The organism is Thermosulfurimonas marina, from assembly GCF_012317585.1.
Classification (GTDB): Bacteria; Desulfobacterota; Thermodesulfobacteria; order Thermodesulfobacteriales; family Thermodesulfobacteriaceae; genus Thermosulfurimonas_A; species Thermosulfurimonas_A marina.
Map to the genome: position 1 here is coordinate 1,158,645 of NZ_CP042909.1, position 24,077 is coordinate 1,182,721.

The following is a 24,077-nucleotide window of genomic DNA, read 5'->3' on the forward strand; positions in this document are numbered from 1 at the left end:
TTCATGCCTCTCCTTGGTTGTGGGGTTTTATCCAGGCCACCTTCCCTCCGAAGATGGCCAGGGTTTCCTTGACTTCCGGGCGTTCAAGGAGCCTTTCTCGGAGGTCTTCCTCCGGCCGGGCCCTTTCCTCAAGAAGGAGTTCCTTTCCGGTCTTCCGCCTCACAAAGGCCTGGACCTCTTCCTGGAGGTCTTTTTCCGCAAGGAGACTTCCCGGAGGCACGGCCAGAATGAAGCGTTCGCCCTCTTGCCGGGGCGGGGCCAGGACCGAAAGTAGCCCATAAAGACGGGGCTTTTCTTTTCGGGCCGCCTCGAGCACCGCCTCCCAGGAGGGGTTTTCCGGACTCCTTTCCGGTGGAGCCGGGCTGGCCGCCGGAGCCGGGCCTTCGGTCTGGGCCAGGGTCTCGAGTTTGGCCAGGATCTCCCGCAGCGAGGCCACCTTCCCCAGTTCGCAGAGCCGGGCCAGGGTGAGCTCGAAGGAGAGATGGGGATAGGGGCTGCGTTTCAGGGCCTCGGCCCCGCGCAAAAGGTGCTGGAAGATAAGCAAAATCTCTTCGGTTTCCACTTCCATCGAAAGCTCCCGCAGGAGGGCCGCTTCGGCCGGAGGGAGGTCCTCGGCCCCTCCGGAATTAATCTTGGCCGCGAGAAGCTGACGGAAGAAAAGCAGGAGGTTTTCCGCCAGATAGACCAGATCTACCCCTTGCCGATAGGCCTCTTCCGAAAGGCGAAAGACCTGGGCCAGGTCCCGTCGGAGGATGGCCCGGGCCAGGGATTCCACCAGAACCCTTTCGGCCAGCCCGAAGGCCTCTACCAGTTCCTCGCGGGTCTTAACCCCGTAGGCCAGGGCCTGATCCAGGAGGGAGAGGGCGTCCCGGAGGCTACCCTCCGATTCCCGAGCGATGAGGGAAAGGGCCTCTTCTTCGATCTCCGCCCCCTCGGCCCGGGCCACCTCCCGCAGGTGTTCCACCAGGAGAGCCAGAGGAATGCGCCGGAATTCGTAGCGTTGACAGCGGGAAAGGATGGTCACCGGGAGCTTGTGGGGTTCGGTGGTGGCCAGGATGAAATAGACATGCGGCGGGGGTTCCTCCAGGGATTTGAGGAGGGCGTTGGCCGCCTCTCGGGTGAGCATGTGGGCCTCGTCGATGATATAGACCTTGGCCCGTCCCCGGGTAGGCCGAAATTTGAGGTTTTCCCGCAATTCCCGGATCTCGTCGATGCCCCGGTTGGAGGCGGCGTCGATTTCGAGCACATCGAGGCAGCGACCTTCACTGATCTCCCGGCAGGGGGAACAGTGGTTACAGGGCTCTGCCGGGTCTTCGCCCTCGCAGTTTAAAGCCTTGGCCACGATACGGGCCACGGTGGTCTTTCCGATGCCCCGGATCCCGGAAAAAAGGAGGGCGTGGGCCAGGCGCCCCTGCCGCAGGGCATTCTGAAGCGTGTGCACCACATGAGGTTGTCCTACCACCTCGGCGAATCTCTGCGGGCGATACTTTCGGGCCAGGACCAGATAGGCCATCTTACCCTACACTATAGCCTCGGGCCTTGGCTCTGCGCAACCGGGGGCTCAAAAAGTTCGACGAGTACTGTTGAAGGGGTCCACCGAACCGTGGAAATGGCAACAGCTGCAATTGATAGGGTTTCCCGAGTAATGGCAATTTCCGCAGCTTTGTCGAGGATAGTTAGTGTCTGGAAAATGATGAATCTCAGACCAGGCATTCCCTCCATTGTCGCCCGTGTGGCAACGCATGCAGAGCAGGCCTAGATCTTTGTTGCCATTAGTGGAAGAGATAGGAGAGCAATAACCTCCGCTGGAGGGGAGGGCTTCCAGAGCCGTAGCGGTGATCTCTGGGGAGATTTCTTCTCCGTTTACCGCAGGTCGCAGGAGGGTCACGTTGGGCGAGCCGTGGGGCTCATGGCAGTCTAGACAGGAGAGGACCTTGTTGTCTGTGGCGTTGCTGTAAGGACCTCTTAGAGAGAGGATCTCGTCCGCGGCCCCGAATCCGTGTTTTTCATTGCTCCAATCTATTTGTCGCAGATTTCGGCCTAAGGAAGTAGAATATATAGTGTTCTGCGTGTTGTGGCAGTCGGTGCAGAAGGTGGGATAATCCGTGGTCTTGGAGGCCTGGTCCCCGGTGGAACCATCCGGTTCATAGGAGGAAGTGGAACCAAACCAGTAAGGGGCTTGGTAATTGCTAGTAGTGTTAGAAATAGTGGAGACAAACAGATTGCCGTGATTTGAAGGAAGAGAAAGGGCGCTCTGTGAGGTGTCTATTGTCCCGGGGGCGGTACTTCCTGATCTTCTTAGGTGTTTTTGTACCAGATGGGGATTATGACAGGCATCACAAGGGACGATAATTTTCAGGGGAGTGAAGGAGAGTAGAGTGCCCTTCTGACCTGTGACAAAAAAGGAGAACATCTTCGAGGTTGTGATAAGAAGTTAAATTAAATTGATCCAAGAGGGAGACAACAGTTTGGTTACTATATCCTCCAAAAGTGACACTATAGAGATAATTAGTAGGAGGACTTCCATTTTGGAGAGAACCGGTGGCGGCATGACAGAAAAAACAAAAACAGTCGGACTGATCGTAGGGGTTGGTGGTTTTAGCCGAGTTGAAGGCCCCGGCAAAGAGGAGATTTCCTCCAAGTCCGAGCGGATTGGGTTCACTTCCTCCAATACTGGCGTGCTGCTCATGACAATGCGCACAATTTCCCCTGGAGATACCGCTAAGCCCGCTCCTCTGGACTCCCGCAACAATATCCCCATGGATGGACTGGAGATAAGGTCCGCTCCATCCCTCTGTATATATTAAAATTGTCAAAAGTATCAGTAACCATTTCCACTTTTGACTAAATTTTCTTTTCACAGACTATAGCCGATTTTCTTTTTAAAGATTCTCCGACTTGAATTTTGAGTTGTCAAGCAAAGGGATTTTTATATGTTTATATCTTTAGATTTCGTTGAAATATCTATAGAGACTTCCGGGGTTGGTAGGTGCAGAGGGGTTCTTCTTCTAGATAGTCTCCCGTGGCCTCGTAGGCCCGGGCCCGACAGCCTCCGCAGACTCGAAGATATTCACAGCGTCCACACTTTCCCTTGTATCTTTTGAAATCTCTTAGGTTCCGGAAGACCTCCGAGCCCCACCACACCTCCGGAAAGGATTGCTGCCGTAAATTCCCGCACTCGATCTCCAGATAGCCGCAGGTCTGGACCACTCCCCGATGGGAGATGAAACAGAAGCCTGTTCCCGCCAGACACCCCCGGGTCACGGCATCGAGTCCGAAGGTCTCCATGGTCACGGATTTCCCTTCGGCCCGGGCCCTTTCCCGCAAGATCCGGTAGTAGTGGGGGGCACAGGTGGCCTTGAGGTGGAGGCCGGCCTTGTCTCGCTGATCATAAAACCAGTGAAGGGTCCTTTCGTAGACCTCCGGGGGAAGGCTTTCTTCGGCCAGCTCTTTACCCCGGCCCACGGGGACCAGAAGAAAGATATGGTGGGCCACCGCTCCCAGGCTCTTGGCCAATTCATGGACCTTGGGAAGTTCTTCCAGGTTTTGGGCGGTGACCGTGGTGTTGATCTGAAAGGGAAGGCCTACCTTTTTGAGGATTGCGATCCCCCGGAGGGCCCCTTCAAAGGCCCCGGGCATCTTCCGGAAGGCGTCATGGGCCTCGGGGCTGGCCCCATCGAGGCTTATGCTGGCCCGGGCCACCCCGGCCTCCTTGAGCCTGCGGGCCAGATCCTCCGTGAGCAAAGTCCCGTTGGTGGCCAGGACCGGGCGCAGGCCCAATTCCCGGGCGCGGCGGGCGATCTCCAAAAGATCGGCCCGCAAAAGGGGCTCCCCTCCGGTGAGGATGAGGATGGGTTGGGCCACCTGGGCGATCTCTTCCAGGATGCGCATACACTCTTCGGTGGTAAGCTCTCCCTCATAGGGCCCCTTAGAGGCCGCGGCCCTGCAGTGCACGCAATCCAGGTTACAGGAGCGGGTAAGCTCCCAGGCCACCAACCGGGGCACAAACGGCGATTTTTCCGGGGCGTTAGGCCGAGGCACCCTTTTCTCCCTTGAGAATCTTGACCGGGTCCCCTACTTTTAGGAGGCCCCCTTTGAGGACCCGGGTGAAGATGCCCCGGTTGCGCATCTCGCAGCGGCCCACCCGCTGAAAGATGGCGCAACCCGTGTGGCACTTCTTTCCGATCTGGGTGACTTCAAAAAGACACTCTCCGGCGAGGATACGGTCGCCCACCTCTACCTCCGAGAGGTCCAGATCTACGGTGACATTTTCCGCAAGCTCCCCCGGACGGAGTTCCCGGCCCACCATCTCCCGCATACACTCCAGGGTGGCCGTGTCCAGAAAGCTCACCTGCCGGTGCCAGGGACCACCGTGGGCATCACCCTCTACTCCGTAGCCTTCCACGATACGCACTTCCGGGACGTTTTCCTTGGGAACCCCCTTTTCGCGGCTTACCGAAAGGGCCACGATCCGTCCTTCCATCTTGGACCTCCTTTTTCCACTTTACCCGGCAACCACGAAGTTTACCAGACGGCCTATCCCCTCCACCTCGATCTCTACCACGTCTCCCGGAGAGAGAGGACCCACTCCCGGGGGCGTCCCGGTGGCGATCACATCTCCAGGATAAAGGGTCATGATGTGGGAGACAAAACTCACCAACCGGGACACGGAAAAAAGGAGGTTTTCCGTGGAGGAATCCTGGACCACTTTTCCGTTAAGATAGGCCCGCACCCGGACCCGGTCCGGATCGAGCTCGGTCTCGATCCAGGGGCCGATAGGGGCGAAGGTGTCGAAACTCTTGGCCCGGGTCCATTGGCCGTCTTTTTTCTGGAGGTCCCGGGCGGTGACGTCGTTAAAGCAGGTGTAACCCAGGATATATTCCCGGGCCTTTTCCGGGGAGACCCTGCGGGCGGTCTTTCCTATGATCACCGCCAGTTCCGCCTCATAGTCCACCCGCCCCACTCCAGGGGGAAGAAGGATGCGGTCCTCGGGCCCCACTACCGCCGAAGGGGGTTTTAAAAAGATGAGGGGTTCCTCAGGGAGGGCCATCCCCAGCTCCTCCGCGTGGTCCCGGTAGTTGAGACCCACGGCCACAATCTTGGTAGGCACCGTAGGGGCTAGAAGCCGCACCTCCGTGAGCGGAAGACCTTCGGCCGGAAGCTCTCCGGAGTCCGTGATCCCGGGAAGGGGAAGCACCCGGTCTCCGGAAAGTCTCCCCCACCAGTCCTTTTCCTGCCAGCGAAACCGAAGAATCTTCATCTCGGCCTCCTTCCTCTTTGTCCCGAAATTGATAAGATACCATAGAAACCCCTTAAGGACTTTGGAGATGGAGACGGGGCTAAAGATCTTTACCCATCCTCTCTGGAAGATCGGAGGAGTGACCATTACCCTCCTCGGGATCCTGAAGCTAGTTACGGTCCTGGTCCTGGGACTGCTGGCCCTGCGCTACCTGAGGCGCAAGCTCGAATTGGTCCTGGTGAGGCGTTTTGGCCTTCCGGCAAGCCTGGTCAATTCCGTAACCACTCTGGTCTACTACCTCCTTTTAATCATCCTCTTTTTGGTGGCCCTCTCTAGCGCCGGAGTGGATCTCACCCAGGTGGGGATCCTCTTTGGAGCCCTGGGCGTGGGTATCGGTTTCGGTCTTCAGGCCATTACCAGCAACTTCATCTCCGGGATCATCCTCCTCATGGAAGGGAGCCTTAAGCCCGGAGACCTGGTGGAACTCGAAGACGGGACCCTGGGGGTGGTTCAGGAAATAAACATCCGGGCCACCATCATCCGCACCTTTGACGGCGAGGACATCCTGGTCCCTAACTCCGAATTTATCAACAAGCGGGTTTCCACCTGGACTTACGGGGACGACTGGCGGCGGATTCATATCCCCTTTGGGGTGGCCTACGGCACCGATCCCGAGCGGGTGAAGAAGGTGGTGACCGAGGCCGCCCGCCAGGTCCCCCTCACCGAAGAGGACGAAGACCACCCGGTGAGGGTCTGGTTCGAGGGCTTTGGGGATAGCGCCCTCAATTTTACCCTGGTGGTCTGGATCCGTCAGTCTCGGGCCAAGAGGGCCCTTACCGGGATCAAGAGCGACTATTATTACGCCATCCACCGGGCCCTGGCCGAGGCCGGGATCGAGATCCCCTTCCCCCAGAGGGATCTTCATCTGCGCAGTATATCTCCCGAGATAATGCACACCTTGAGGGAGGTCTCTCATGGATGATTATTTCCGCCGGGTAGAGGAGGCCCGGGACTTTCTGGCCGCCGAATTAAAGTCGGTCCCGGAGATCCTCCTTATCTTAGGAACCGGTCTCTCCGGGGTGGGAGAAAGGATCGAGGCCGAAAGGGTCATCCCCTACCGGGAAATCCCTCATTTTCCGGTCTCTACCGTGGAAAGTCACGCCGGGGAGCTGGTCATCGGCCGTTTCGGAGGCAAACGCCTGGCGGCCTTTCGGGGGCGCTTCCATTACTACGAGGGCTACTCCACCAAGGAGATCACCCTTCCCCTTAGGGTCTTGAGTCTTCTCGGGGCCAAGATCCTTATCGTCTCTAACGCCGCCGGAGGACTCAATCTGGAGTTCCGTCCCGGAGACCTCATGCTCCTTCGGGACCACATTAATCTTATTCCCGAAAATCCCCTGCGGGGGCCTAACCGAGAAGACTGGGGACCGCGATTTCCGGATCTTTCTCAGGCCTACAGCCCCCGTCTGCGGGAGATCTTCCGTCGGGCGGCCCGGGAGGTGGGGGAGGAGATCCGCGAAGGGGTCTATGTGGCCGTGCCGGGGCCCAGCCTGGAAACCCCGGCCGAGACCCGCTTTCTAAGGCTCATCGGGGCCGACGCCGTGGGGATGTCCACGGTTCCAGAGGTCATCGTGGCCGTGCATGCAGGCCTGGAAGTCCTGGGGGTCTCCGTAATCGCCAACGTGAACGATCCGGACCATTTCCGGCCCATCCTTCTGGAGGAGGTCATCGCCCAAGCCCAAGCCGCCGAAGCCCGTTTGACCCGGCTTATGGAACGTTTTATAACCCTCCTTTAGGAGGTCTCTTTGGCGGAATTGCTCATCAATTATGCCCCCTACGAGACCCGGGTGGCCCTGGTGGAAGAGGGCCAGCTGGTGGAATTTTACGTGGAGCGTCCCAAGGAAAAGGGGGTGGTGGGGAACATTTACAAGGGTCGGGTAGTGCGGGTCCTTCCGGGGATGAAGGCCGCCTTTGTGGAGGTAGGGCTTTCCCGCACGGCCTTTCTTTATGGAGGGGATTTCCTGCCCATCCTCGAAGGGGAGGAACTTTCGGGCGAGCCCCTGGAGTCGGCCGCCCTCACCGAGGTCTTGCGGGAGGGCCAGGAGATCCTGGTCCAGGTCATCAAGGAACCCGTAGGCTCCAAAGGGGCCCGACTTTCCACCAACATCACCCTCCCCGGGCACTATCTGGTCTATCTTCCCTACATGAGCCATGTGGGGGTCTCCCGCAAGATCCGCAACGAGGCCGAAAGGGAAAGGCTACGACATCTTATTGAGGAGATCCGCCCGCCGGGCACGGGCTGGATCGCCCGCACTGCGGCCGAAGGGGCCGGAGCGGAGGAGTTGCGTCTGGAGATGGATTTTTTGCTCTCCCTGTGGGAGGAAATTTCCGCTCGGGCCGAAAGGGTTAAGGCCCCGGCCCTGGTCTATGAAGAGCTCGAGGCCAGCCTGCGGGCGGTGCGCGATCTTTTGACCCAAGAGGTCTCCTCGGTGGTCATTGATGACCGGAAGGAATACCAGAAGATTCTGGACTTCCTTTCCCGGGCCGCCCCGCATCTGAAAGGCTGTGTGCGCCTTCACGAAGGTCCCCGAGATCTCTTTGAGACTTACGGTATCGAAGCGGATCCCCGGAGGCTCCTTTCTTCCCGGGTTTGGCTCAAGTCCGGGGGTTTCATCGTCATCGAACCCTGTGAGGCCTTTACGGCCATTGATGTCAATACCGGCCGTTATGTGGGCAAACGGGATCTGGAAGATACGGTCTTTAAGACCAACCTTGAGGCCGCCCGGGAAATCGCCTACCAGCTCCGCCTGCGCAATATCGGAGGGCTCATTATCATTGATTTTATCGATATGGAGGACCCCGGGCACCGGGAGGAGGTCTATCAGACCTTGAAGGAGGCCCTGAAGCGGGATCGGGCCAAGACCGCGGTCAAACCCATTACCGACTTCGGAATCCTGGAGATGACCCGGGAACGCCGGCGGGAGTCCCTCTATGAGGTCTTTCAGGAAAGGTGCCCCCATTGCGGGGGAGAGGGGCGACTCAAGAGCCGGCGCACTATCTGTTACGAGATCTTTCGGCGCCTGGAGCGCATGGGCCCTCACGTGAAGGGCAAGGTGGTGGAGGTGGAACTCCATCCAGAGGTGGGAGAGGTCCTCGCGGAAGAGGCGGACTTTCTGGGGGAGATCGAGTCCCGCTACGGCTTTGAGCTCCGGGTGGTCCCCCGGGGGGAGCTGCCCTGGTGGGAGTATAAATTCGTCCTCAAAAACGATAGACTAGAGGCGCAGAATCTCCCCCGGGAAAAGCACGCGAGCGGTTAGCCCCTCTTTCCGGGCCTCTTCGGCAAAAAGGCGCGGTGGAGCCTCCGGAGGTTCATCCCCCAAGGCGTAGGCCCCCCAATGTATGGGAAGGGCCAGTCGGGCCCGGAGGTCGCGTGCGGCCCGGACGGCCTCTTCCGGATTCAGGTGAAAGGGGGCCATGAGTTCCCGGGGCTCATAGGCCCCGCAAGGAAGAAAGGCCAGATCAAAGGGCCCGTATTCTTCCCCTATTTCTCGAAATCCTTCGAAATAACCGGTATCTCCTCCGTAAAAGACCCGCAGGCCCTCAATTTCCACCAAATAGCTTGCCCAGAGGGCCCGATTGTGATCGAACAGAGTGCGTTGGGACCAGTGCTGGGCCGGGAGGGCTACAATCCGTATGCCTGAAGTCCGCACCTCATCCAGCCAGTCAAGTTCGGTGACCGCATAGCCTTCAAGATAGCGGCCGGCCCCCAGGCCACAGATCACCCGAAATCCGGGGGAAAGCCCCCGAAGGGAGGCCCGGTCCAGGTGGTCCAGATGGGCGTGAGAGATGAGGACCAGGTCCGGCCGGGGCAGATCCTCTGGAGAAAGGGGCGGAGGGGTCCTTCGGCGCACCACTCCGCCGATGGGCCCAAAGATGGGATCAAAAAGAAGGGCGCGGTCCCCCACCTGCAACCAGACCGTCCCGTGCCCCAGGAAGACCACCCGGTCTCCCTCCAGAAGTTCCTCCGGGGAAAGTTCTCGCACCGGAAGCTCAAAAATCCGGGGCACCCGGTTTTCGATAAAACGGGTTACCTTCCAGCGGAAGATCTCCATGAGAAGGGGGCGCTCTGCTTCCATCCAGGGGTTAGCAAAGCGCCCCTCGGAAAGGTGGTGTCTGCGGGCCGCCGCCAGCTCAAGAATTCTCTTCCTCGTCTTCTTCCTCCATCTTTAAAAGATCCTTGAAGCGGATATCCATGCCCACCACGCCCACCACTTCTTCATAGCGATCCCGGATGGGGGCCGAAACGGTGAGACACAGGGCCCCGGTGACCTTGGAGGTATAAAAATCCGAGACATAGACCCGCCCGGTCTTAAAGGGTTCCACGAACCAGGGCCGGTCGGAATAGTCCTCATCTTTGAGGAGGTGTTCGAAACGGCCCCGGTCCTCCACATGGGTGATGAGGGGGGTGATGCGGTGGCCTTCTTGGTTTACTACATAAATGAATTGGATATAGGGGTGCTCCTCCAGGAATTCCCGGAGTATGGGGACGATCTTTTCGGGGTCCAGGGAACGGATCTCCGGCCTTTCGGCCAGTTCCTCGGCCAGGCGGGAAAGGAGCTTTTCCGCCCGGGCCTTCAGACGGTCGAGATCCGAGACAAAAAGCTCGGGGATATACTTGCGCACCAGTTGCATCATCTCTTCGTTGGAGATGGAGGTGATACGCCCGGCCTCGTATTGCTTGAGGATGTGCTTATAGATTTTGGCCACTCCGGGATGGCGCTTGTCGATACGGCGGTCGCCCTTGAGGTGGAAGTGGGTGTTGATCCAGTAGGCGATTCCCGCGGTGCCGCTCTTGTCGGTGATAATGATCCCGATGGGGCGCTTGAGGAGTTTCTTGGTGTCGAAGGGGTTGTAGATCTCTTCGTTTTTGAGGAGGCCGTCGATGTGGATCCCGGCCCGGGTGGCGTTGAATTCCGAGCCCACGAAGGGCTGATTGGGCGGGATCTTCTCTCCCAGGACCTCCCGATAGTAATTGGCAATGTCCGTGATTACCGTGGTATCTACCCCATGGTGGGTGCCCCGCAGGGCAATGTATTCAAAGATCATGGCCTCAAGCGGGGTGTTTCCGGTGCGCTCTCCGAAACCGAGGAGGGCGCAATTTACGGCCGCACAGCCGTAAAGCCAGGCCGCGGTCGCATTAATGACCACCTTATAAAAGTCGTTGTGCCCGTGCCATTCGAGGAGCTCTCCGGGCACTCCGGCTTCCTCGATCAGGGTCCTTACCAGCTTGGGGACGCTGCGCGGAAGGGCGGCTTCCGGGAAGGGTACTCCCAGCCCCAAGGTGTCACAGAGCCGGATCTTGATGTCTAGGCCCGACTCCTCCCGCAGTTTCATAAGTTCGATGGCGAAGGGCACCACGAAGCCAAAGATGTCCGCCCGGGTTACGTCCTCAAAATGGCACCGGGGGACGATCCCCAGAGAAAGGGCCTCCTTAACGATGGCCAGGTAGTCTTCCAGGGCCTGGCGACGGTTTTTCTTGAGCTTGAGGAAGATGTGGTAGTCCGAGCACGAGGTAAGAATCCCGGTCTCCTTAAGGCCCATATCCCGGACCAGCTTGAGGTCTTCGGCCTTGGCCCGGATCCAGCCCGTAACCTCCGGATAGCGGTAGCCCAAGGCCAGACACTTTTCCACCGCTTCCCGATCCTTGGCCGTGTAGAGGAAAAACTCGCTCTGACGGATGACCCCGTTCGGTCCTCCCAGACGATGCATGAGCTTATAGAGGTCCACGATCTGTTGCACGGTGTAAGGGGGGCGGGCCTGCTGGCCGTCGCGGAAGGTGGTGTCGGTGATCCAGATCTCCCGGGCGGGATTGGGGGGTATATAACGGTGGTCAAATTCGATGTAAGGGACATCCGTATAAGGGAAAATCTCCTTCATGAGATTGGGTTCTTCGGTGTCCTGGAGTTTATGCTGCCAGAACTTGGTGTGTACGTGCTCTAAGAGCCTCTTTTCCGGATTCCATCTGGGCATGGCTACCTCCTCGTCCTGAAATGACCGCCTACAACTTAACACGGAAATTCTCCCCGGGCGACTTTTCTCCTCTTGACGACCCGGGACTTCTCGGATAGGGTTAGTCCGCGCTCTTTGGAAAGGCCTTGGAAGATCCCCCTTGACAGTTACTCCGGGGGAGATTAAAAATAAGGTAGCTCTTTGGGAGAAGGGAAGGCTCAATTCCCCTCTTGACAGCTTTCCTGAGTTTGCTATTATTTAAAATTGGCTCTTTGAGGGAAGTCCAAAAGGGTTGATCTTTGAAAACTGAATAGTGGCACATGGGCAGGCCTCCGCGGTTTCAGCCTCGGCGGCCTGGAATCTCCCCTTTATGGGTGATTCCGGAGCCGGGAGGTTTGAATTCTGCTGAGGGTTTGATCCTGGCTCAGGGCGAACGCTGGCGGCGTGCCTAACACATGCAAGTCGTGGGGGAAAGGGGGGCTTCGGCCTCCCGAGTACACCGGCAGACGGGTGAGTAACACGTGGGTAACCTGCCCCCAGGTCCGGGATAACCTCGGGAAACTGGGGCTAATACCGGATAATGTGCGTGGGCGCAAGCTCACGCACCAAAGGGGGCCTCTGCATAGCAAGCTCCTGCCTGGGGAGGGGCCCGCGGCCCATCAGCTAGTTGGTGGGGTAACGGCCCACCAAGGCTACGACGGGTAGCCGGCCTGAGAGGGTGGTCGGCCACACGGGCACTGAGACACGGGCCCGACTCCTACGGGAGGCAGCAGTGGGGAATCTTGGGCAATGGGCGCAAGCCTGACCCAGCGACGCCGCGTGGGGGAAGAAGGCCTTCGGGTCGTAAACCCCTGTCAGGGGGGAAGAACCCCGGATGGGTGAATAACCCATTCCGGGCTGACGGTACCCCCAGAGGAAGCCACGGCTAACTCCGTGCCAGCAGCCGCGGTAATACGGAGGTGGCGAGCGTTGCCCGGAATCACTGGGCGTAAAGGGGGCGTAGGCGGCCAGGCAAGTCGGAGGTTAAAGCCCGGGGCTCAACCCCGGAAAGGCCTCCGATACTGCTTGGCTTGAGGGCCGTAGAGGCCGGCGGAATTCCCGGTGTAGGGGTGAAATCCGTAGATATCGGGAGGAACACCAGTGGGGAAGCCGGCCGGCTGGGCGGTCCCTGACGCTGAGGCCCGAAAGCGTGGGGAGCAAACCGGATTAGATACCCGGGTAGTCCACGCCGTAAACGATGGGCGCTAGGTGTGGGGGGTTAATCCCTCCGTGCCGTAGCTAACGCGTTAAGCGCCCCGCCTGGGGAGTACGGCCGCAAGGCTGAAACTCAAAGGAATTGACGGGGGCCCGCACAAGCGGTGGAGCACGTGGTTTAATTCGATGCAAAGCGAAGAACCTTACCCGGGTTTGACATGCTAGGGTCGTACCCGGCAGAGATGTCGGGGAGGTCAGACTTTGTCTGACCGCTCTAGCACAGGTGCTGCATGGCTGTCGTCAGCTCGTGTCGTGAGATGTTGGGTTAAGTCCCGCAACGAGCGCAACCCTCGCCCCTAGTTGCCAGCGGTTCGGCCGGGCACTCTAGGGGGACTGCCGGGGACAACCCGGAGGAAGGAGGGGATGACGTCAAGTCCTCATGGCCCTTATGCCCGGGGCTACACACGTGCTACAATGGGCGGTACAGAGGGTTGCGAACCCGCAAGGGGGAGCTAATCCCAGAAAGCCGCCCTCAGTTCGGATCGGGGTCTGCAACTCGACCCCGTGAAGCCGGAATCGCTAGTAACGGCGGATCAGCATGCCGCCGTGAATACGTTCCCGGGCCTTGTACACACCGCCCGTCACACCACGGAAGCTGGCTCTGCCCGAAGTCGCTGTCCCAACCCGCTTCGGCGGGAGGGAGGCGCCTACGGCAGGGCTGGTGACTGGGGTGAAGTCGTAACAAGGTATCCCTACCGGAAGGTGGGGATGGATCACCTCCTTTCTAAGGAGAATCTTTTAGACCTTGAAAGAACGGCCTGCCCATGTTAGCCACTATTCAGTTTTGAGGGATCAGCCCTCTGCTCTTTTAAATTTTTGCTGGGGTGAACGGGCCAGGTTGGGCCTATAGCTCAGCGTAGGTCAGAGCGCACGCCTGATAAGCGTGAGGTCGGTGGTTCGAATCCACCTAGGCCCACCAAATATTGTGGGGGTGTAGCTCAGTTGGGAGAGCACCGGCTTTGCAAGCCGGGGGTCGACGGTTCGAGTCCGTTCACCTCCACCATCCGGCGGGTTTAAGAGAGGGCTTGGGGCTCTCGCTTAAGCCCGTGGATGGGCCTGTTCTTTGACAAGTGAATATGGGTATCCGTTGGCATCTTGACCGGCCTGAGCATGATTTAAAGGTTTGTGGCCAAGCTACTAAGGGCCGGCGGTGGATGCCTCGGGCGGGGGAGGCGATGAAGGGCGTGGCAAGCTGCGATAAGCCCCGGGGAGCCGCAAGCAGGCGTTGATCCGGGGATGCCCGAATGGGGAAACCCGGCCGGGGTAATACCCGGTCATCCGCGGGTGAATCCATAGCCCGCGGAGGCGAGACCCGGGGAAGTGAAACATCTCAGTACCCGGAGGAAAAGAAATCAACCGAGATTCCCCGAGTAGCGGCGAGCGAAAGGGGAGGAGCCCAAACCGGATGGGTGTCAAAGCCCCTGGGCGTTGCCCATCCGGGGTAGTGGGGGCGTACCGGAGGGGGCCAGGGACCCCTCAGGGAGTTACAAAACCGCGCGTCTAGCCGAAGGCGCCTGGAATGGCCCGCCAGAGAGGGTGAAAGCCCCGTAGGCGAAAGGCGCGTGGTCTCCCGGGGTACGCTTCCCAAGTAGCGCGGGACACGGGAAATCCCGCGTGAATCTGGGGGGACCACCCTCCAAGGCTAAATACTACCCCCGCACCGATAGCGCATAGTACCGTGAGGGAAAGGTGAAAAGAACCCCGGGAGGGGAGTGAAATAGAACCTGAAACCGCCGGCCTACAAGCGGTCGGAGGGGGCTTCGGCCCCTGACGGCGTGCCTTTTGCATAATGAGCCCGGGAGTTGTCGTCGGCGGCGAGGCTAAGCCGTTGAGGCGGAGCCGTAGCGAAAGCGAGTCCGAACAGGGCGTTTAGTCGCCGGCGGCAGACCCGAAGCGGGACGAGCTACCCATGGGCAGGGTGAAGGCGGGCTAAACCCCGCTGGAGGCCCGAACCGGTGGAGGGTGAAAACTCCTCGGATGACCTGTGGGTAGGAGTGAAAAGCTAATCGAGTCCCGTGATAGCTGGTTCTCCCCGAAATATATTGAGGTATAGCCTCGGGTGGTCGCTGCGGGGGGTAGAGCACTGTTGGGGCTAGGGGGGTTACCGCCCTACCGAACCCCGGCAAACTCCGAATACCCGCAAGCGCAGCCCGGGAGTCAGCCCTAGGGCGATAAAGTCCTAGGACGAGAGGGGAACAACCCAGACCGCCAGCTAAGGCCCCAAAGTCCCGGCTAAGTGGTAAAGGAGGTGCCCCTGCTAAGACACCCAGGATGTTGGCTTAGAAGCAGCCATCATTTAAAGAGTGCGTAACAGCTCACTGGGTGAGCGGGGGTGCGCCGAAAATACCACGGGGCTTAAGCCGGGCGCCGAAGCTGCGGGTCTGCACGCATAGGGCGTGCAGGCGGTAGGGGAGCACTCCGGTTGCCGATGAAGGCGGACCCGCGAGGGCCGCTGGAGGCCCCGGAGGAGAGAATCCGGGCACGAGTAGCGATAAGGAGGGTGAGAATCCCTCCCGCCGTAAGCCCAAGGTTTCCTGGGGAAGGGTCGTCCGCCCAGGGTTAGCCGGCCCCTAACCCGAGGCCGAAAGGCGTAGGGGATGGGAAGTGGGGTTAATAATCCCCCGCCACCGGAGTGGAGGCCGAGGGGTGACGCAGGAGGGAAGGGCCCCGGGGCTGTATGGTTGGCCCTCCAAACCTCTAGCCCGATGATGGCCCGAGGCAAATCCCGGGCCGGAGGGTGAGGGGGAGTAAGTAACCGCGAGCTACGGCTCGCGGGAAGGGGCTCGGACCACACTGCCAAGAAATAGCCTCGCGGCCGTTGAAGCTCCGGTGACCGTACCGCAAACCGACACAGGTGGGCGGGCAGAGTATGCTCAGGCGCGTGGGGTAACCCCGGCTAAGGAACTCGGCAAATTGACCCCGTAACTTCGGGAGAAGGGGTGCCCGCGTGTAGGTGTAGGTCCCTCGTCGGACCTGCGCTGAGGCGGGTCGCAGAGAAGAGGCGGTGGCGACTGTTTACCAAAAACACAGGGCTCTGCTAACTCGTAAGAGGACGTATAGGGCCTGACGCCTGCCCGGTGCCGGAAGGTGAAGGGGCGGGGTTAGGGGAGTTTCTCCCCGAAGCTCTGCCCTTAAGCCCCGGTAAACGGCGGCCGTAACTATAACGGTCCTAAGGTAGCGAAATTCCTTGTCGGGTAAGTTCCGACCTGCATGAATGGCGTAACGACCGCCGCGCTGTCTCGGCCGGGGGCCCAGCGAAACTGTAGTCTCGGTGAAGATGCCGGGTACCCGCGGTGGGACGGAAAGACCCCGTGGAGCTTTACTGCAGCTTGGCATTGATCTTCGGGGTAGGATGTGCAGGATAGGTGGGAGGCTGCGAAGCCGGGGCGCCAGCTCCGGTGGAGCCGCCCTTGAGATACCACCCTTCCTGCTCCGGGGATCTAACCTGCGGGGGTTATCCCCCCGAGGGACAGTGCCTGGCGGGCAGTTTGACTGGGGCGGTCGCCTCCTGAAAGGTAACGGAGGCGCCCAAAGGTCCCCTCAGGCGGATTGGAAACCCGCCGTTGAGTGCAAGGGCATAAGGGGGCTTGACTGCGAGGCCGACGGGCCGAGCAGGGGCGAAAGCCGGGCCTAGTGATCCGGCGGCTCCGAGTGGAAGGGCCGTCGCTCAACGGATAAAAGTTACCCCGGGGATAACAGGCTGATCACCCCCAAGAGTTCACATCGACGGGGTGGTTTGGCACCTCGATGTCGGCTCATCCCATCCTGGGGCTGGAGAAGGTCCCAAGGGTCGGGCTGTTCGCCCGTTAAAGGGGTACGTGAGCTGGGTTCAGAACGTCGTGAGACAGTTCGGTCCCTATCCACCGCGGGCGCAGGAGGCTTGAGGGGAGCTGCCCCTAGTACGAGAGGACCGGGGTGGACGCACCTCTGGTGGCCCGGTTGTCGCACCAGCGGCACAGCCGGGTAGCCATGTGCGGACGGGATAACCGCTGAAAGCATCTAAGCGGGAAGCCCACCCCAAGATTAGGCCTCCCGCGGGTGGGGCAACCCACCCCCTGAAGGGCCCTCCGAGAACAGGAGGTTGATAGGCCGGAGGTGGAAGCCCGGTAACGGGTGGAGCCGACCGGTACTAATCGCCCGTGCGGCTTGGCCACAGCTGGCTTGATAAAGAATTCTCAGGCCGGCAAGGTGCTGGCGGCATACCCATATTCGCTTGTCCTTAAATTGGGACAAGTTTCCCGGGTGCCCATACCGGAGGGGCCACACCCGTTCCCATTCCGAACACGGTCGTTAAGCCCTCCAGGGCCGATGGTACTGGGGCGTTACCGCCCTGGGAGAGTAGGTCGGTGCCCGGGGTTGATTTTCCGCCCGGCCGGATTCCCGGCCGGGTTTTTTTTATTTTGAAAAGGGCCAGCCCAGGAGAAACCAATCCGGAACGGCGATCACCGAATCCGTGAGGGGTAGAATCTCTTCTCCTCGATAAACCACCAGCCCCAGTCGCAAGCGGTCACCGAAAAGACGCCGGCTGCGCTCAAGGGCTGTGGCGTCGCGTCGGTAAACCTTCTCTCGGGCCTTCATTTCTAGGGCCAGAATACCTTTCTGGGTCTCTAAAATCAGGTCTATCTCTAAGCCTCCGGCGGTACGCAGATAGGAGGCGGTGAATCTCAGTCCGAGAGAACGGAGAAGGGAAAGGATCTGACCGGTGACCACATTTTCATACTGCTCTCCGGTCAGCCCCTCGATTTGTCCAGAAAGTACCCGCTGAAGACCTCCGTCAAGCCAGATAAGCTTGGGGCTTTTTATGAGCCTGGTGGTAGGATTGCCGGACCAGGCCGGCAGAAAATGGATTTGATAGGAAAGTTCCAAATAATAGAGGTAACGTCTTACAGTGGATACCGGAAGTCCGGCATCCCGGGCGAGTTCGGAATAGGAAAAGATGCGTGCGGCGCGGAGGGCCGCCAGGCGGTGACAGAGGAGAAAGGGTTCGAGGTCCCGCAAACGGGCTAAATCCGCAAGGTCTCTTTCCAGATAAGTGCTCTGGTAGGCCTCCAGCCAGGCGAACCGTTCCTCTGGAGGGTATTCCAAAAGGGTGGGAAGGCCGCCAAAGGTAAGGAGGTGGTCCATGGTGGCCCGGAGGCGCCCTACCTCCTCTCCTACCGGAGAAAGTTCAAGAAGTTTTTGGGGAGCGTGGAAAGGATCCTCCACCAGGGCAGCCAGGATCGGTCTTTGCGGGAAGGCCGCTCCATAAAAGGGGGCCAGCTCTCCTACCGTAAGGGGCCACAGTTCATAAAGAAAGACCCGTCCGGCCAGTGACTCCTGGATCTTTTTGAGAAGAAGGATCCGGGAGGATCCTAGGAGCACGGAGAAATGGATCTCCCGGCGGTCATAAGCCCACTTGATCTTTTCCAGGAGAGAAGGGGCCTTTTGGATCTCATCAAAGACTGCTTCTCCCACCACCCGGCCCCAGGCTTCGGCGGGCACCCGCTCCAATCTTAATCTTTCGCCGGACGAATCCAGATTGAAGTAGGGATAAATTTTTTCAAAATGGTTCCGGGCCAGGGTGGTCTTACCCACCTGGCGTGCTCCGGTAAGCACCACTAACCGCCGCGGCGGGGCCTTCCGCGGCAACCTTTGCGAAAGATACCGAGGAAGTAAATTCACATGGATAATTTACCATTCAATGAACAAATTGCAAGGATTTTGGATTACATGCGCTGGGCCTTGCGCCAGCCCAGGGCCTTGAGGCGTTCCACCCGAGCCTGGGCCCACTGGCGCAACTCCTCGAAGTAGCGCTGGGGATCTTCTTTGAGCAGGGCCACGATGCGGGCCTTTTCGGCCTCAATCTCTTCGAGCTCTCCGGGGTAGGTCTCCTTCCAGGTGGCATAGCCCTCATCAAAGAGAAATTCCGGGGTCACGGCCTGAGGGTCTATCCCCAGTTTGGCCCTCATCATGAAACGGGCCAGCTCCATATCGTAGACGATGATCCAGTCCCGGTCCCGGAGCATCCTTGCAGGATCAAAAGAGGCCTTCTCTGCGCAGGCCGGGCAATAGAGGCTTTCCACTACCTCCGGAGGGAGGACGTGGTCCCGTAAATTGAAGGAGGCCTCCTGGGCCCCACAGGCGCAGCGAACCTTGATTTCCATACACATGGTCTTCCTCCAATTTGGATTATGATAATCCATTTATACACAAAAGTCGGCCAAGGGTCAAGAGGGCTTGGCGGGAAGGATCCGGGAGCTAGAATTAAGTCGGTAAGAGTCAGCTGTGGGAGGGAACGATGAAGCTGGGATGGATAGGGGCGGGATCTTTAGGGAAGGCCATGCTCGGAAGGCTTATCTCTCAGGGGTGGCGTCCGCTGACCTGGAACCGCACTCCGGGAAAGCTTGAGGGGCTCGAGGTGGAGCGGGCCTCCTCCCCGGAGGAAGTCCTCCAGGAAAGCGAGGTCCTGGCCCTCTGTCTCCACGACTCCTTGGCCGTAAAAGAGATCCTTTCCCGGCTCTCCAGAGAAGGATTTCAGGGAAAGATCGTAGTCGATTTCACCACTAATCATTTTGAAAAGGTGAGGGAATTCCACGAGCTGGTTGCGCGGGGCGGAGGGAGTTATCTCGAAAGCCCGGTCCTGGGAAGCGTTGTTCCGGCTTCCCGAGGAGAGTTAACTATTTTGGTAAGTGGCCAAAAGGAAGCCTGGGAAAAGGTCAAGCCCCTCCTTGAGCTTTTGGGCCGGCGCATTTTCTTTTTTGAAGAGCCCGGAAAGGCCAGCCGTCTCAAGCTGGTGAATAATCAGGTCCTGGGGGGCTTCTTAGCCGTGCTCTCCGAAGCGGTGGCTTTAGCGGAAGAGGCCGGTCTCGAGAGGGCCGAGGTCCTGGAGGTCCTGGAGTCTGGGGCCGGGCGTTCCCTGGTGCTGGCGGCCAAAAAGGCCAAGTTTTTGAAGGAGGACTTTTCCCCCCATTTTTCGGTAAAGAATATGCTCAAAGACCTGGACTATCTTTCGGAGATGGCCCGCAAGATCCGGAAAGGACTTCCGGTGACCGCTGAGGTCCGGGAGCTTTACCGGAGCGCCCTGCGCCGCGATCCGGAAAAGGATTTTCTCCTGGTATGGGAGGTCCTCCGCGACCTATAAACCCTTTAGAAAGGCGCAGCGGAGGCCCCCATGTTCGGTGACCAGGAGAGTCCGGAAGGTGAGGCCGGTCAGCTTCTCTAAGGCCCTTTTCCGGTGAGAGGGAAAGATGAGGGTGAGCCGCCAGCCGGAAAAGCGTTGACGGAGGATTTCTCCCAGCGTGCGGTAAAGGCCCTCCGGGTTCCGAAGACGCACTCTCCGGCCATAGGGAGGATCGGTTACCAGGTAGCCCGGGCCGCCTTTCGGGGGCGCTAAAGTTTTTAGCTCACACTGGAATACCTTTACCCAGGCCGAAAGGCCCAGGGCTTCCAGGTTTTTCCGGGTGGCGGAGACCATGTCCTCGGAGGCGTCAGCCGCGAAGATGAGCGGTTGGGCCGGAGGAGGCTTTTCTCGGGCCCGGGCCTTCTCCTTGAGGGCTTCCCACAGTTCGCGTGGAAAGTGAGGCCAGGCCTCAAAAGGAAAGCGGCGCAGGAGCCCCGGAGCCCTTCCTGCGGCCAGCATGGCCGCTTCGGCCGGAATGGTCCCGGTGCCGCAGAAGGGGTCAAGGAGGGGGGCCTCCCTTTCCCAGCCCGAGGCCAGTACCAGAGCCGCGGCCAGATTTTCTCTTAAGGCCGTGAGCCCTTGGCCTATCTTGTAGCCTCGGCGAAAGAGATCCCCCGAGGGGTCAAGACTTATAGTGCAGACATCCTTTACCACCCGCACCACCACGGCCAGCTCTTCTTCTCCTTCCCGAATGGACCTTCCCCGCTTCCGGGAAACCACTTCCTCCAAACGTTCCCTGATGGCCCCCTCGTGATAAAGACGAGAACGATAGGAAGTTACCCGAAACCGGACGCGGAAATTTTCGGGAATCCAGATCTCCCAAGGGATTTTTGCGGCCTGACGCTTGAGCTCCCCGAAGGTTTCCGCTCGGAAACGGGCCAGGCGCAGCAGAATGCGGCTCGCCACCCGCAGCCAGAGGTGGGCCAGAAGCATCTCTCGCCAAAGCCCTTGAAAGACCACCCCTCCTTCGATCTTTTTTCCCGAAAGGCCCAGGGCTTGAAGCTCTTGGGCCACAAAATCTTCCAGCCCCGGAGGACAGACCGCCAGAAACTCCCACATTTTGCCCTCTCCGAAGACCAAACTATAGCCTCTCAAGAATCTCGAGAGGTTTTTATGATAGGTCAAATCGATAATTTTTACAAGTGTACTTTAATAAAAACAGTATTAATTGCAAAATCGATCGTTATGATTAAAATTGCCGATCAATTTGGGGCGAATTGGAGGAGGGGATGTTCGGGCGCAGGGATTTTCTCAAGCTGGTGGGAGGGGTACTCCTTTGGAGTGGTGTGGGCCCAGCGGAAAAAGTCTTGGCTGCGGCGGGGATAAGCTTCGCGTCTCAGAGATGTATCGGTTGTCAGGCTTGTGTGCTGGCTTGTCAGAATGCCCGGGGGCTCTCTCCGGAGGAGCGGTTTGCAGAGATCCGCTTTGTGGAGTGGGGCCGTTTCCCTCAAGTGCGCGGAAGGTTTGAAAGGAAGCTCACCGGTTGCGATCTCTGTGTGGGGCGGCCCTGGCCTCCAGTTTGCGTGCAGGTCTGTCCCACCGGGGCTTTGTATCTGGCAGGAATCCCCAAAAAGGCGCCCCCCGTTCTAAAGAACGGGGAGCGGCTGATCCATACGGTTTGTCTGGCCTGCAATGCCAGGTGCGGACTACGGGTCAGGGTGCAGGGGGCGCGGCCGGTTTCCTTTGAGGGGAACCCTTATCATCCTTACAATCGGGCCGCGGGTGGACCGTTGGCGTATGAGAGCCCCTTGAAAGTGGCCCTTTCCGAACCTGCGGCCACCTGCGGAAAACCTCAGTGTGATCTGGATTATCTAGAAAACCCCTATCGACTGCGGGTGCCCCTTAAGCGGAACGGACCGCGAGGTTCAGGAAGGTTTAGACCCATCTCCTGGGAGACCCTTATAAGGGAGATCGCCGAGGGCGGAAGGCTCTTTGCCCATCTTGGGGACAAGCGGCACTATCCCGGTCTTAAAGAAATCCTTTCCGACGAACCCTTAGATCCTTCGGCTCCAGAACTCGGCTCCCGGCGCAATCAGCTGGTATGGCTCACCGGGCGTTCCCAGGGCGGACGCAAACACTTTATTGCCCGCTTTGTGGAACAAGCTGTAGGTTCGGTGAACCACATAGCACACACGGACATCTGTGGTCTGGGATTTCGTATGGGGAATTACATACTCACCGACGGTGCTGCGGTAGAGATGAAGGGGGACGTGAAGAGGGCCCGCTATCTTCTGGTCTTTGGGGCCAACTTCTTTGCCGCCGGACAGCCGGGGCTTTCCACCCTGGGGGCGCTACTGGCCCAACGGGTTGCCTCCGGAAAGTGCCGGGTAGTCCTGGTGGATCCCCGAGGCCACGAAGGCCTCTCTATTGTTCATGAGTGGCTTCCTGTGCGTCCCGGAGAAGACGGGGCCCTTGCCCTAGGTCTGGCCCGGGTGCTTCTTGAGGAAGGACTTTATGACCGGGAGTTCCTGAGCCTGCCATCTCTTTCCGCGGCCCAGGCCGCCGGAAGAAACGTTTTTACCAACGCCACCCATCTGGTGGTGGTCGAGGAGGACCATCCCCTTTACGGGCGTTTCCTCCGGGTGCGGGATCTCTCCCATCTTGAGGGAGAGGCCGAAGAACCTGTGGTGCGGACGGAAAAGGGGCTTTTGGCCGCCGGGCAGGCCCCCCGCGCGGAGCTTTTCTGGGAGGGGCGGGTGTCCCTCCGGGAGGGGCATGCGGTCCGGGTGCGCACGGCCTTTTCCCTTCTTAAAGAAGCGGTCTTGGAGCACCCTCTCGGCCACTATGCTGAGCGAGCCGGGATCCCGGAGGACACCCTTCGCCGGGTGGCCCGGGAGTTTGCTGCAGCTGCTCCCTATGCGGCGGCCTTTGCCTATCACGGAGGGGGAAACTATCTGGGTGGGGCTTACGCCAGCTACGGCATCGCCCTTCTCAACCTTTTGGTGGGAAACGTCAACCGCCGTGGAGGGTATTTGCCCCAAGGGCCCGGGGCTGCAGACTGGCGCCAGGGACCCTACAACCTTAAAGATTTCCCTGGGGCCCGGAAACCCCGGGGAGTGAGGATTTCCCGAGAAAAGGCTGCCTACGAGGGAACCTCGGAATTTCGGCGCCGAGGTTATCCGGCCCCCCTTCCCTGGTTCCCCTTTACCAAGGGAGGCCTCTCGGTCTCGGCCCTCGAAGGGATTGCCCGGGGATATCCTTATCCCATCAAGATCTTGGTGACTTATTTTTTTAATCCGGTCTATAGCGTGCCCGGAGGCAAGCGTTACGAGGAAGTGCTCTCCGATCCGGAAAGAGTGCCCCTTTATATTTCCATCGATCTCACGGTAAACGAGACCAACATCTTTGCGGACTATATCGTTCCAGATGTGACTTATCTTGAAGGCCACTACGGTTTCCTCACTCCCCATGCCCCGGGAGAATGTTTTACGGCCGTGCGTACCCCGGTGGTGGAGCCCCGTACTGGACGCACCCCTGACGGGCGGCCTTTTTGTCTGGAGACCTTTCTCATTGATCTTGCCGAATACTTAGGGCTTCCCGGCTTCGGAAAGGGGGCCATTCCTGGGCGGGATGGAAGGAAGTATCCCCTGCATCGGGCCGAGGACTTTTACCTGCGGGGGGTGGCCAATCTTGCCGAAAACGCCGGGGTGCCGGAGGCCCCGGTGGAGGAGGTGCGTTTTGTGGAAAGAAATTATCCCGTAGCCGCACACCGCGAGATACTCCAAGAGAAGGAATGGCGCAGGGCCTGCACGGTGCTTTCCCGGGGTGGGGTCTTTCGGTCGGAGGATTCCCTCTTTGACTCCCAGGGCAATATGCGCTCGGTGCTCTCTGGAAAGGTCCTCTGTGTCTGGAACGAGCGTCTGGCCACTTCCGGTCCGGGCCTTTCTCCGGAGCGCTTCCACGGCACGGTGCGTTATCGGGAAAGATCCAGCGGAGATTCGGGGCAATTTCCCTTTTTCCTGGTGACCTATAAACTCCCTCTCCATACTCAGTCGCGGACTATTTGTTATCGTAAAGCCCTGGCCCTTCTTCCGGAACCTCCTCTTTATTTGAATCCTGAGGACGCCCGGCGCCTTAAAATTTCCGATGGGGAGAGGGTGCGTCTGGTCTCCGGGGCCTGCCCGGAGGGACTGCTGGTCACGGCCCGTCTCTCCCAAAGGGTACGGCCAGGGTGCGTGGCCCTAGCCCATCATTACGGGCACTGGCAACACGGGGCAAGCGAAATGAAAATCGAGGGGGCGGCGGAGGCCCTCTTTGGGGGATCAAAAGTGGCCCGAGGAGAGAAGGTGCTCCGGGATCCGGCTCGCGCTCGCGGGGCAGCCCCTAATCTTTTGGCCGAGGTGCGGCTAGATCTCCTCGGGGGCATTCCCGACTTCAGCCTCCACCGGGTGCGTGTGGAAAAACTTTAAAGGAGGT

Annotated in this window: 15 protein-coding genes, 2 tRNA genes and 3 rRNA genes; 10 read left to right on the top strand and 10 right to left on the bottom strand. The window is 59.4% G+C overall.

Features of this window, described 5'->3' with window-relative positions; all coding sequences use genetic code 11:
- Nucleotide 1: 1 nt before the first annotated feature.
- From dnaX to FVE67_RS06105, 5 genes are all read right to left on the bottom strand, one after another.
- Nucleotides 2–1,513 carry a DNA polymerase III subunit gamma/tau gene (gene dnaX / locus FVE67_RS06085; RefSeq protein WP_168719745.1) on the bottom strand — a complete coding sequence of 504 codons (1,512 nt, stop codon included), beginning with the start codon at nt 1,511–1,513 and terminating at the stop codon, nt 2–4.
- 48 nt (nt 1,514–1,561) lie between these two features.
- Nucleotides 1,562–2,413 carry a cytochrome c3 family protein gene (locus FVE67_RS06090; protein WP_168719746.1) on the bottom strand — a complete coding sequence of 284 codons (852 nt, stop codon included), beginning with the start codon at nt 2,411–2,413 and terminating at the stop codon, nt 1,562–1,564.
- A gap of 551 nt (nt 2,414–2,964) precedes the next feature.
- Nucleotides 2,965–4,005, bottom strand: a complete 1,041-nt coding sequence (gene ahbD / locus FVE67_RS06095) for a heme b synthase (RefSeq protein WP_246167852.1) — start codon at nt 4,003–4,005, stop codon at nt 2,965–2,967.
- 22 nt (nt 4,006–4,027) lie between these two features.
- Nucleotides 4,028–4,483 carry an MOSC domain-containing protein gene (locus FVE67_RS06100; protein ID WP_168719747.1) on the bottom strand — a complete coding sequence of 152 codons (456 nt, stop codon included), beginning with the start codon at nt 4,481–4,483 and terminating at the stop codon, nt 4,028–4,030.
- A gap of 21 nt (nt 4,484–4,504) precedes the next feature.
- Nucleotides 4,505–5,260 carry a fumarylacetoacetate hydrolase family protein gene (locus FVE67_RS06105; protein ID WP_168719748.1) on the bottom strand — a complete coding sequence of 252 codons (756 nt, stop codon included), beginning with the start codon at nt 5,258–5,260 and terminating at the stop codon, nt 4,505–4,507.
- Nucleotides 5,261–5,327: 67 nt separating this feature from the next.
- On the opposite strand from FVE67_RS06105, the gene FVE67_RS06110 reads away from it, so the two are divergent.
- The 3 genes from FVE67_RS06110 to FVE67_RS06120 are packed head-to-tail and all read left to right on the top strand — an operon-like array spanning nt 5,328 to nt 8,556.
- Nucleotides 5,328–6,221 carry a mechanosensitive ion channel family protein gene (locus FVE67_RS06110; protein ID WP_168719749.1) on the top strand — a complete coding sequence of 298 codons (894 nt, stop codon included), beginning with the start codon at nt 5,328–5,330 and terminating at the stop codon, nt 6,219–6,221.
- Nucleotides 6,214–7,035 (top strand): purine-nucleoside phosphorylase, encoded by an 822-nt coding sequence (locus tag FVE67_RS06115; RefSeq protein ID WP_168719750.1) that lies wholly within the window; start codon nt 6,214–6,216, stop codon nt 7,033–7,035. Before FVE67_RS06110 ends, FVE67_RS06115 begins: the two co-directional genes overlap by 8 nt.
- Nucleotides 7,036–7,044: 9 nt before the next feature.
- Nucleotides 7,045–8,556: an Rne/Rng family ribonuclease gene (locus FVE67_RS06120; RefSeq protein WP_168719751.1), complete on the top strand. Its 1,512-nt coding sequence runs from the start codon at nt 7,045–7,047 to the stop codon at nt 8,554–8,556.
- Here FVE67_RS06120 and FVE67_RS06125 read toward each other — a convergent pair.
- Nucleotides 8,512–9,375 (bottom strand): MBL fold metallo-hydrolase, encoded by an 864-nt coding sequence (locus tag FVE67_RS06125; RefSeq protein ID WP_168719752.1) that lies wholly within the window; start codon nt 9,373–9,375, stop codon nt 8,512–8,514. The two genes, FVE67_RS06120 and FVE67_RS06125, sit on opposite strands and share 45 nt — an antisense overlap.
- A 55-nt stretch (nt 9,376–9,430) precedes the next feature.
- Nucleotides 9,431–11,269, bottom strand: coding sequence for a triose-phosphate isomerase (locus tag FVE67_RS06130; RefSeq protein ID WP_168719753.1), 1,839 nt, complete (start codon nt 11,267–11,269; stop codon nt 9,431–9,433).
- A 380-nt stretch (nt 11,270–11,649) separates the two neighbouring features.
- Between FVE67_RS06130 and FVE67_RS06135 the strand changes: the two genes are divergently transcribed.
- From FVE67_RS06135 to rrf, 5 genes are all read left to right on the top strand, one after another.
- Nucleotides 11,650–13,226, top strand: a 16S ribosomal RNA gene (locus FVE67_RS06135).
- A 116-nt stretch (nt 13,227–13,342) separates the two neighbouring features.
- Nucleotides 13,343–13,421 (top strand) — tRNA-Ile (locus FVE67_RS06140).
- Between the two features lie 8 nt (nt 13,422–13,429).
- Nucleotides 13,430–13,505 (top strand) — tRNA-Ala (locus tag FVE67_RS06145).
- Between the two features lie 124 nt (nt 13,506–13,629).
- Nucleotides 13,630–16,656: ribosomal RNA gene (locus FVE67_RS06150) — 23S ribosomal RNA — on the top strand.
- 84 nt (nt 16,657–16,740) lie between these two features.
- A 5S ribosomal RNA gene (rrf, locus tag FVE67_RS06155) occupies nt 16,741–16,857 on the top strand.
- The 16S, 23S and 5S rRNA genes sit together here with 2 tRNA genes alongside, the layout of an rRNA operon.
- A gap of 40 nt (nt 16,858–16,897) precedes the next feature.
- Here rrf and FVE67_RS06160 read toward each other — a convergent pair.
- Nucleotides 16,898–18,163, bottom strand: a complete 1,266-nt coding sequence (locus FVE67_RS06160; RefSeq protein WP_168719754.1) for an ATP-binding protein — start codon at nt 18,161–18,163, stop codon at nt 16,898–16,900.
- Nucleotides 18,164–18,207: 44 nt separating this feature from the next.
- Entirely contained in the window at nt 18,208–18,645 is a 438-nt protein-coding gene (locus tag FVE67_RS06165) for a hypothetical protein (protein ID WP_246167854.1), read from the bottom strand.
- Between the two features lie 134 nt (nt 18,646–18,779).
- Between FVE67_RS06165 and FVE67_RS06170 the strand changes: the two genes are divergently transcribed.
- Nucleotides 18,780–19,622: an NAD(P)-dependent oxidoreductase gene (locus tag FVE67_RS06170; protein WP_168719756.1), complete on the top strand. Its 843-nt coding sequence runs from the start codon at nt 18,780–18,782 to the stop codon at nt 19,620–19,622.
- Here FVE67_RS06170 and FVE67_RS06175 read toward each other — a convergent pair.
- Entirely contained in the window at nt 19,617–20,720 is a 1,104-nt protein-coding gene (locus FVE67_RS06175) for a THUMP domain-containing class I SAM-dependent RNA methyltransferase (RefSeq protein WP_168719757.1), read from the bottom strand. The two genes, FVE67_RS06170 and FVE67_RS06175, sit on opposite strands and share 6 nt — an antisense overlap.
- A gap of 170 nt (nt 20,721–20,890) precedes the next feature.
- Here FVE67_RS06175 and FVE67_RS06180 point away from each other — a divergent pair, with 170 nt between their 5' ends.
- Nucleotides 20,891–24,070 (top strand): molybdopterin-dependent oxidoreductase, encoded by a 3,180-nt coding sequence (locus FVE67_RS06180; RefSeq protein ID WP_168719758.1) that lies wholly within the window; start codon nt 20,891–20,893, stop codon nt 24,068–24,070.
- Nucleotides 24,071–24,077: the final 7 nt, after the last annotated feature.

Coding starts and splice junctions, on each gene's coding strand:
- FVE67_RS06090 (WP_168719746.1), bottom strand. CDS start 2,413: ATGTTCTCCTTTTTTGTCACAGGTCAGAAGGGCACTCTACTCTCCTTC.
- FVE67_RS06100 (WP_168719747.1), bottom strand. CDS start 4,483: ATGGAAGGACGGATCGTGGCCCTTTCGGTAAGCCGCGAAAAGGGGGTT.
- FVE67_RS06175 (WP_168719757.1), bottom strand. CDS start 20,720: ATGTGGGAGTTTCTGGCGGTCTGTCCTCCGGGGCTGGAAGATTTTGTG.
- dnaX (WP_168719745.1), bottom strand. CDS start 1,513: ATGGCCTATCTGGTCCTGGCCCGAAAGTATCGCCCGCAGAGATTCGCC.
- FVE67_RS06125 (WP_168719752.1), bottom strand. CDS start 9,375: ATGGAAGCAGAGCGCCCCCTTCTCATGGAGATCTTCCGCTGGAAGGTA.
- FVE67_RS06165 (WP_246167854.1), bottom strand. CDS start 18,645: ATGGAAATCAAGGTTCGCTGCGCCTGTGGGGCCCAGGAGGCCTCCTTC.
- FVE67_RS06170 (WP_168719756.1), top strand. CDS start 18,780: ATGAAGCTGGGATGGATAGGGGCGGGATCTTTAGGGAAGGCCATGCTC.
- FVE67_RS06130 (WP_168719753.1), bottom strand. CDS start 11,269: ATGCCCAGATGGAATCCGGAAAAGAGGCTCTTAGAGCACGTACACACC.
- FVE67_RS06110 (WP_168719749.1), top strand. CDS start 5,328: ATGGAGACGGGGCTAAAGATCTTTACCCATCCTCTCTGGAAGATCGGA.
- FVE67_RS06115 (WP_168719750.1), top strand. CDS start 6,214: ATGGATGATTATTTCCGCCGGGTAGAGGAGGCCCGGGACTTTCTGGCC.
- FVE67_RS06180 (WP_168719758.1), top strand. CDS start 20,891: ATGTTCGGGCGCAGGGATTTTCTCAAGCTGGTGGGAGGGGTACTCCTT.
- FVE67_RS06105 (WP_168719748.1), bottom strand. CDS start 5,260: ATGAAGATTCTTCGGTTTCGCTGGCAGGAAAAGGACTGGTGGGGGAGA.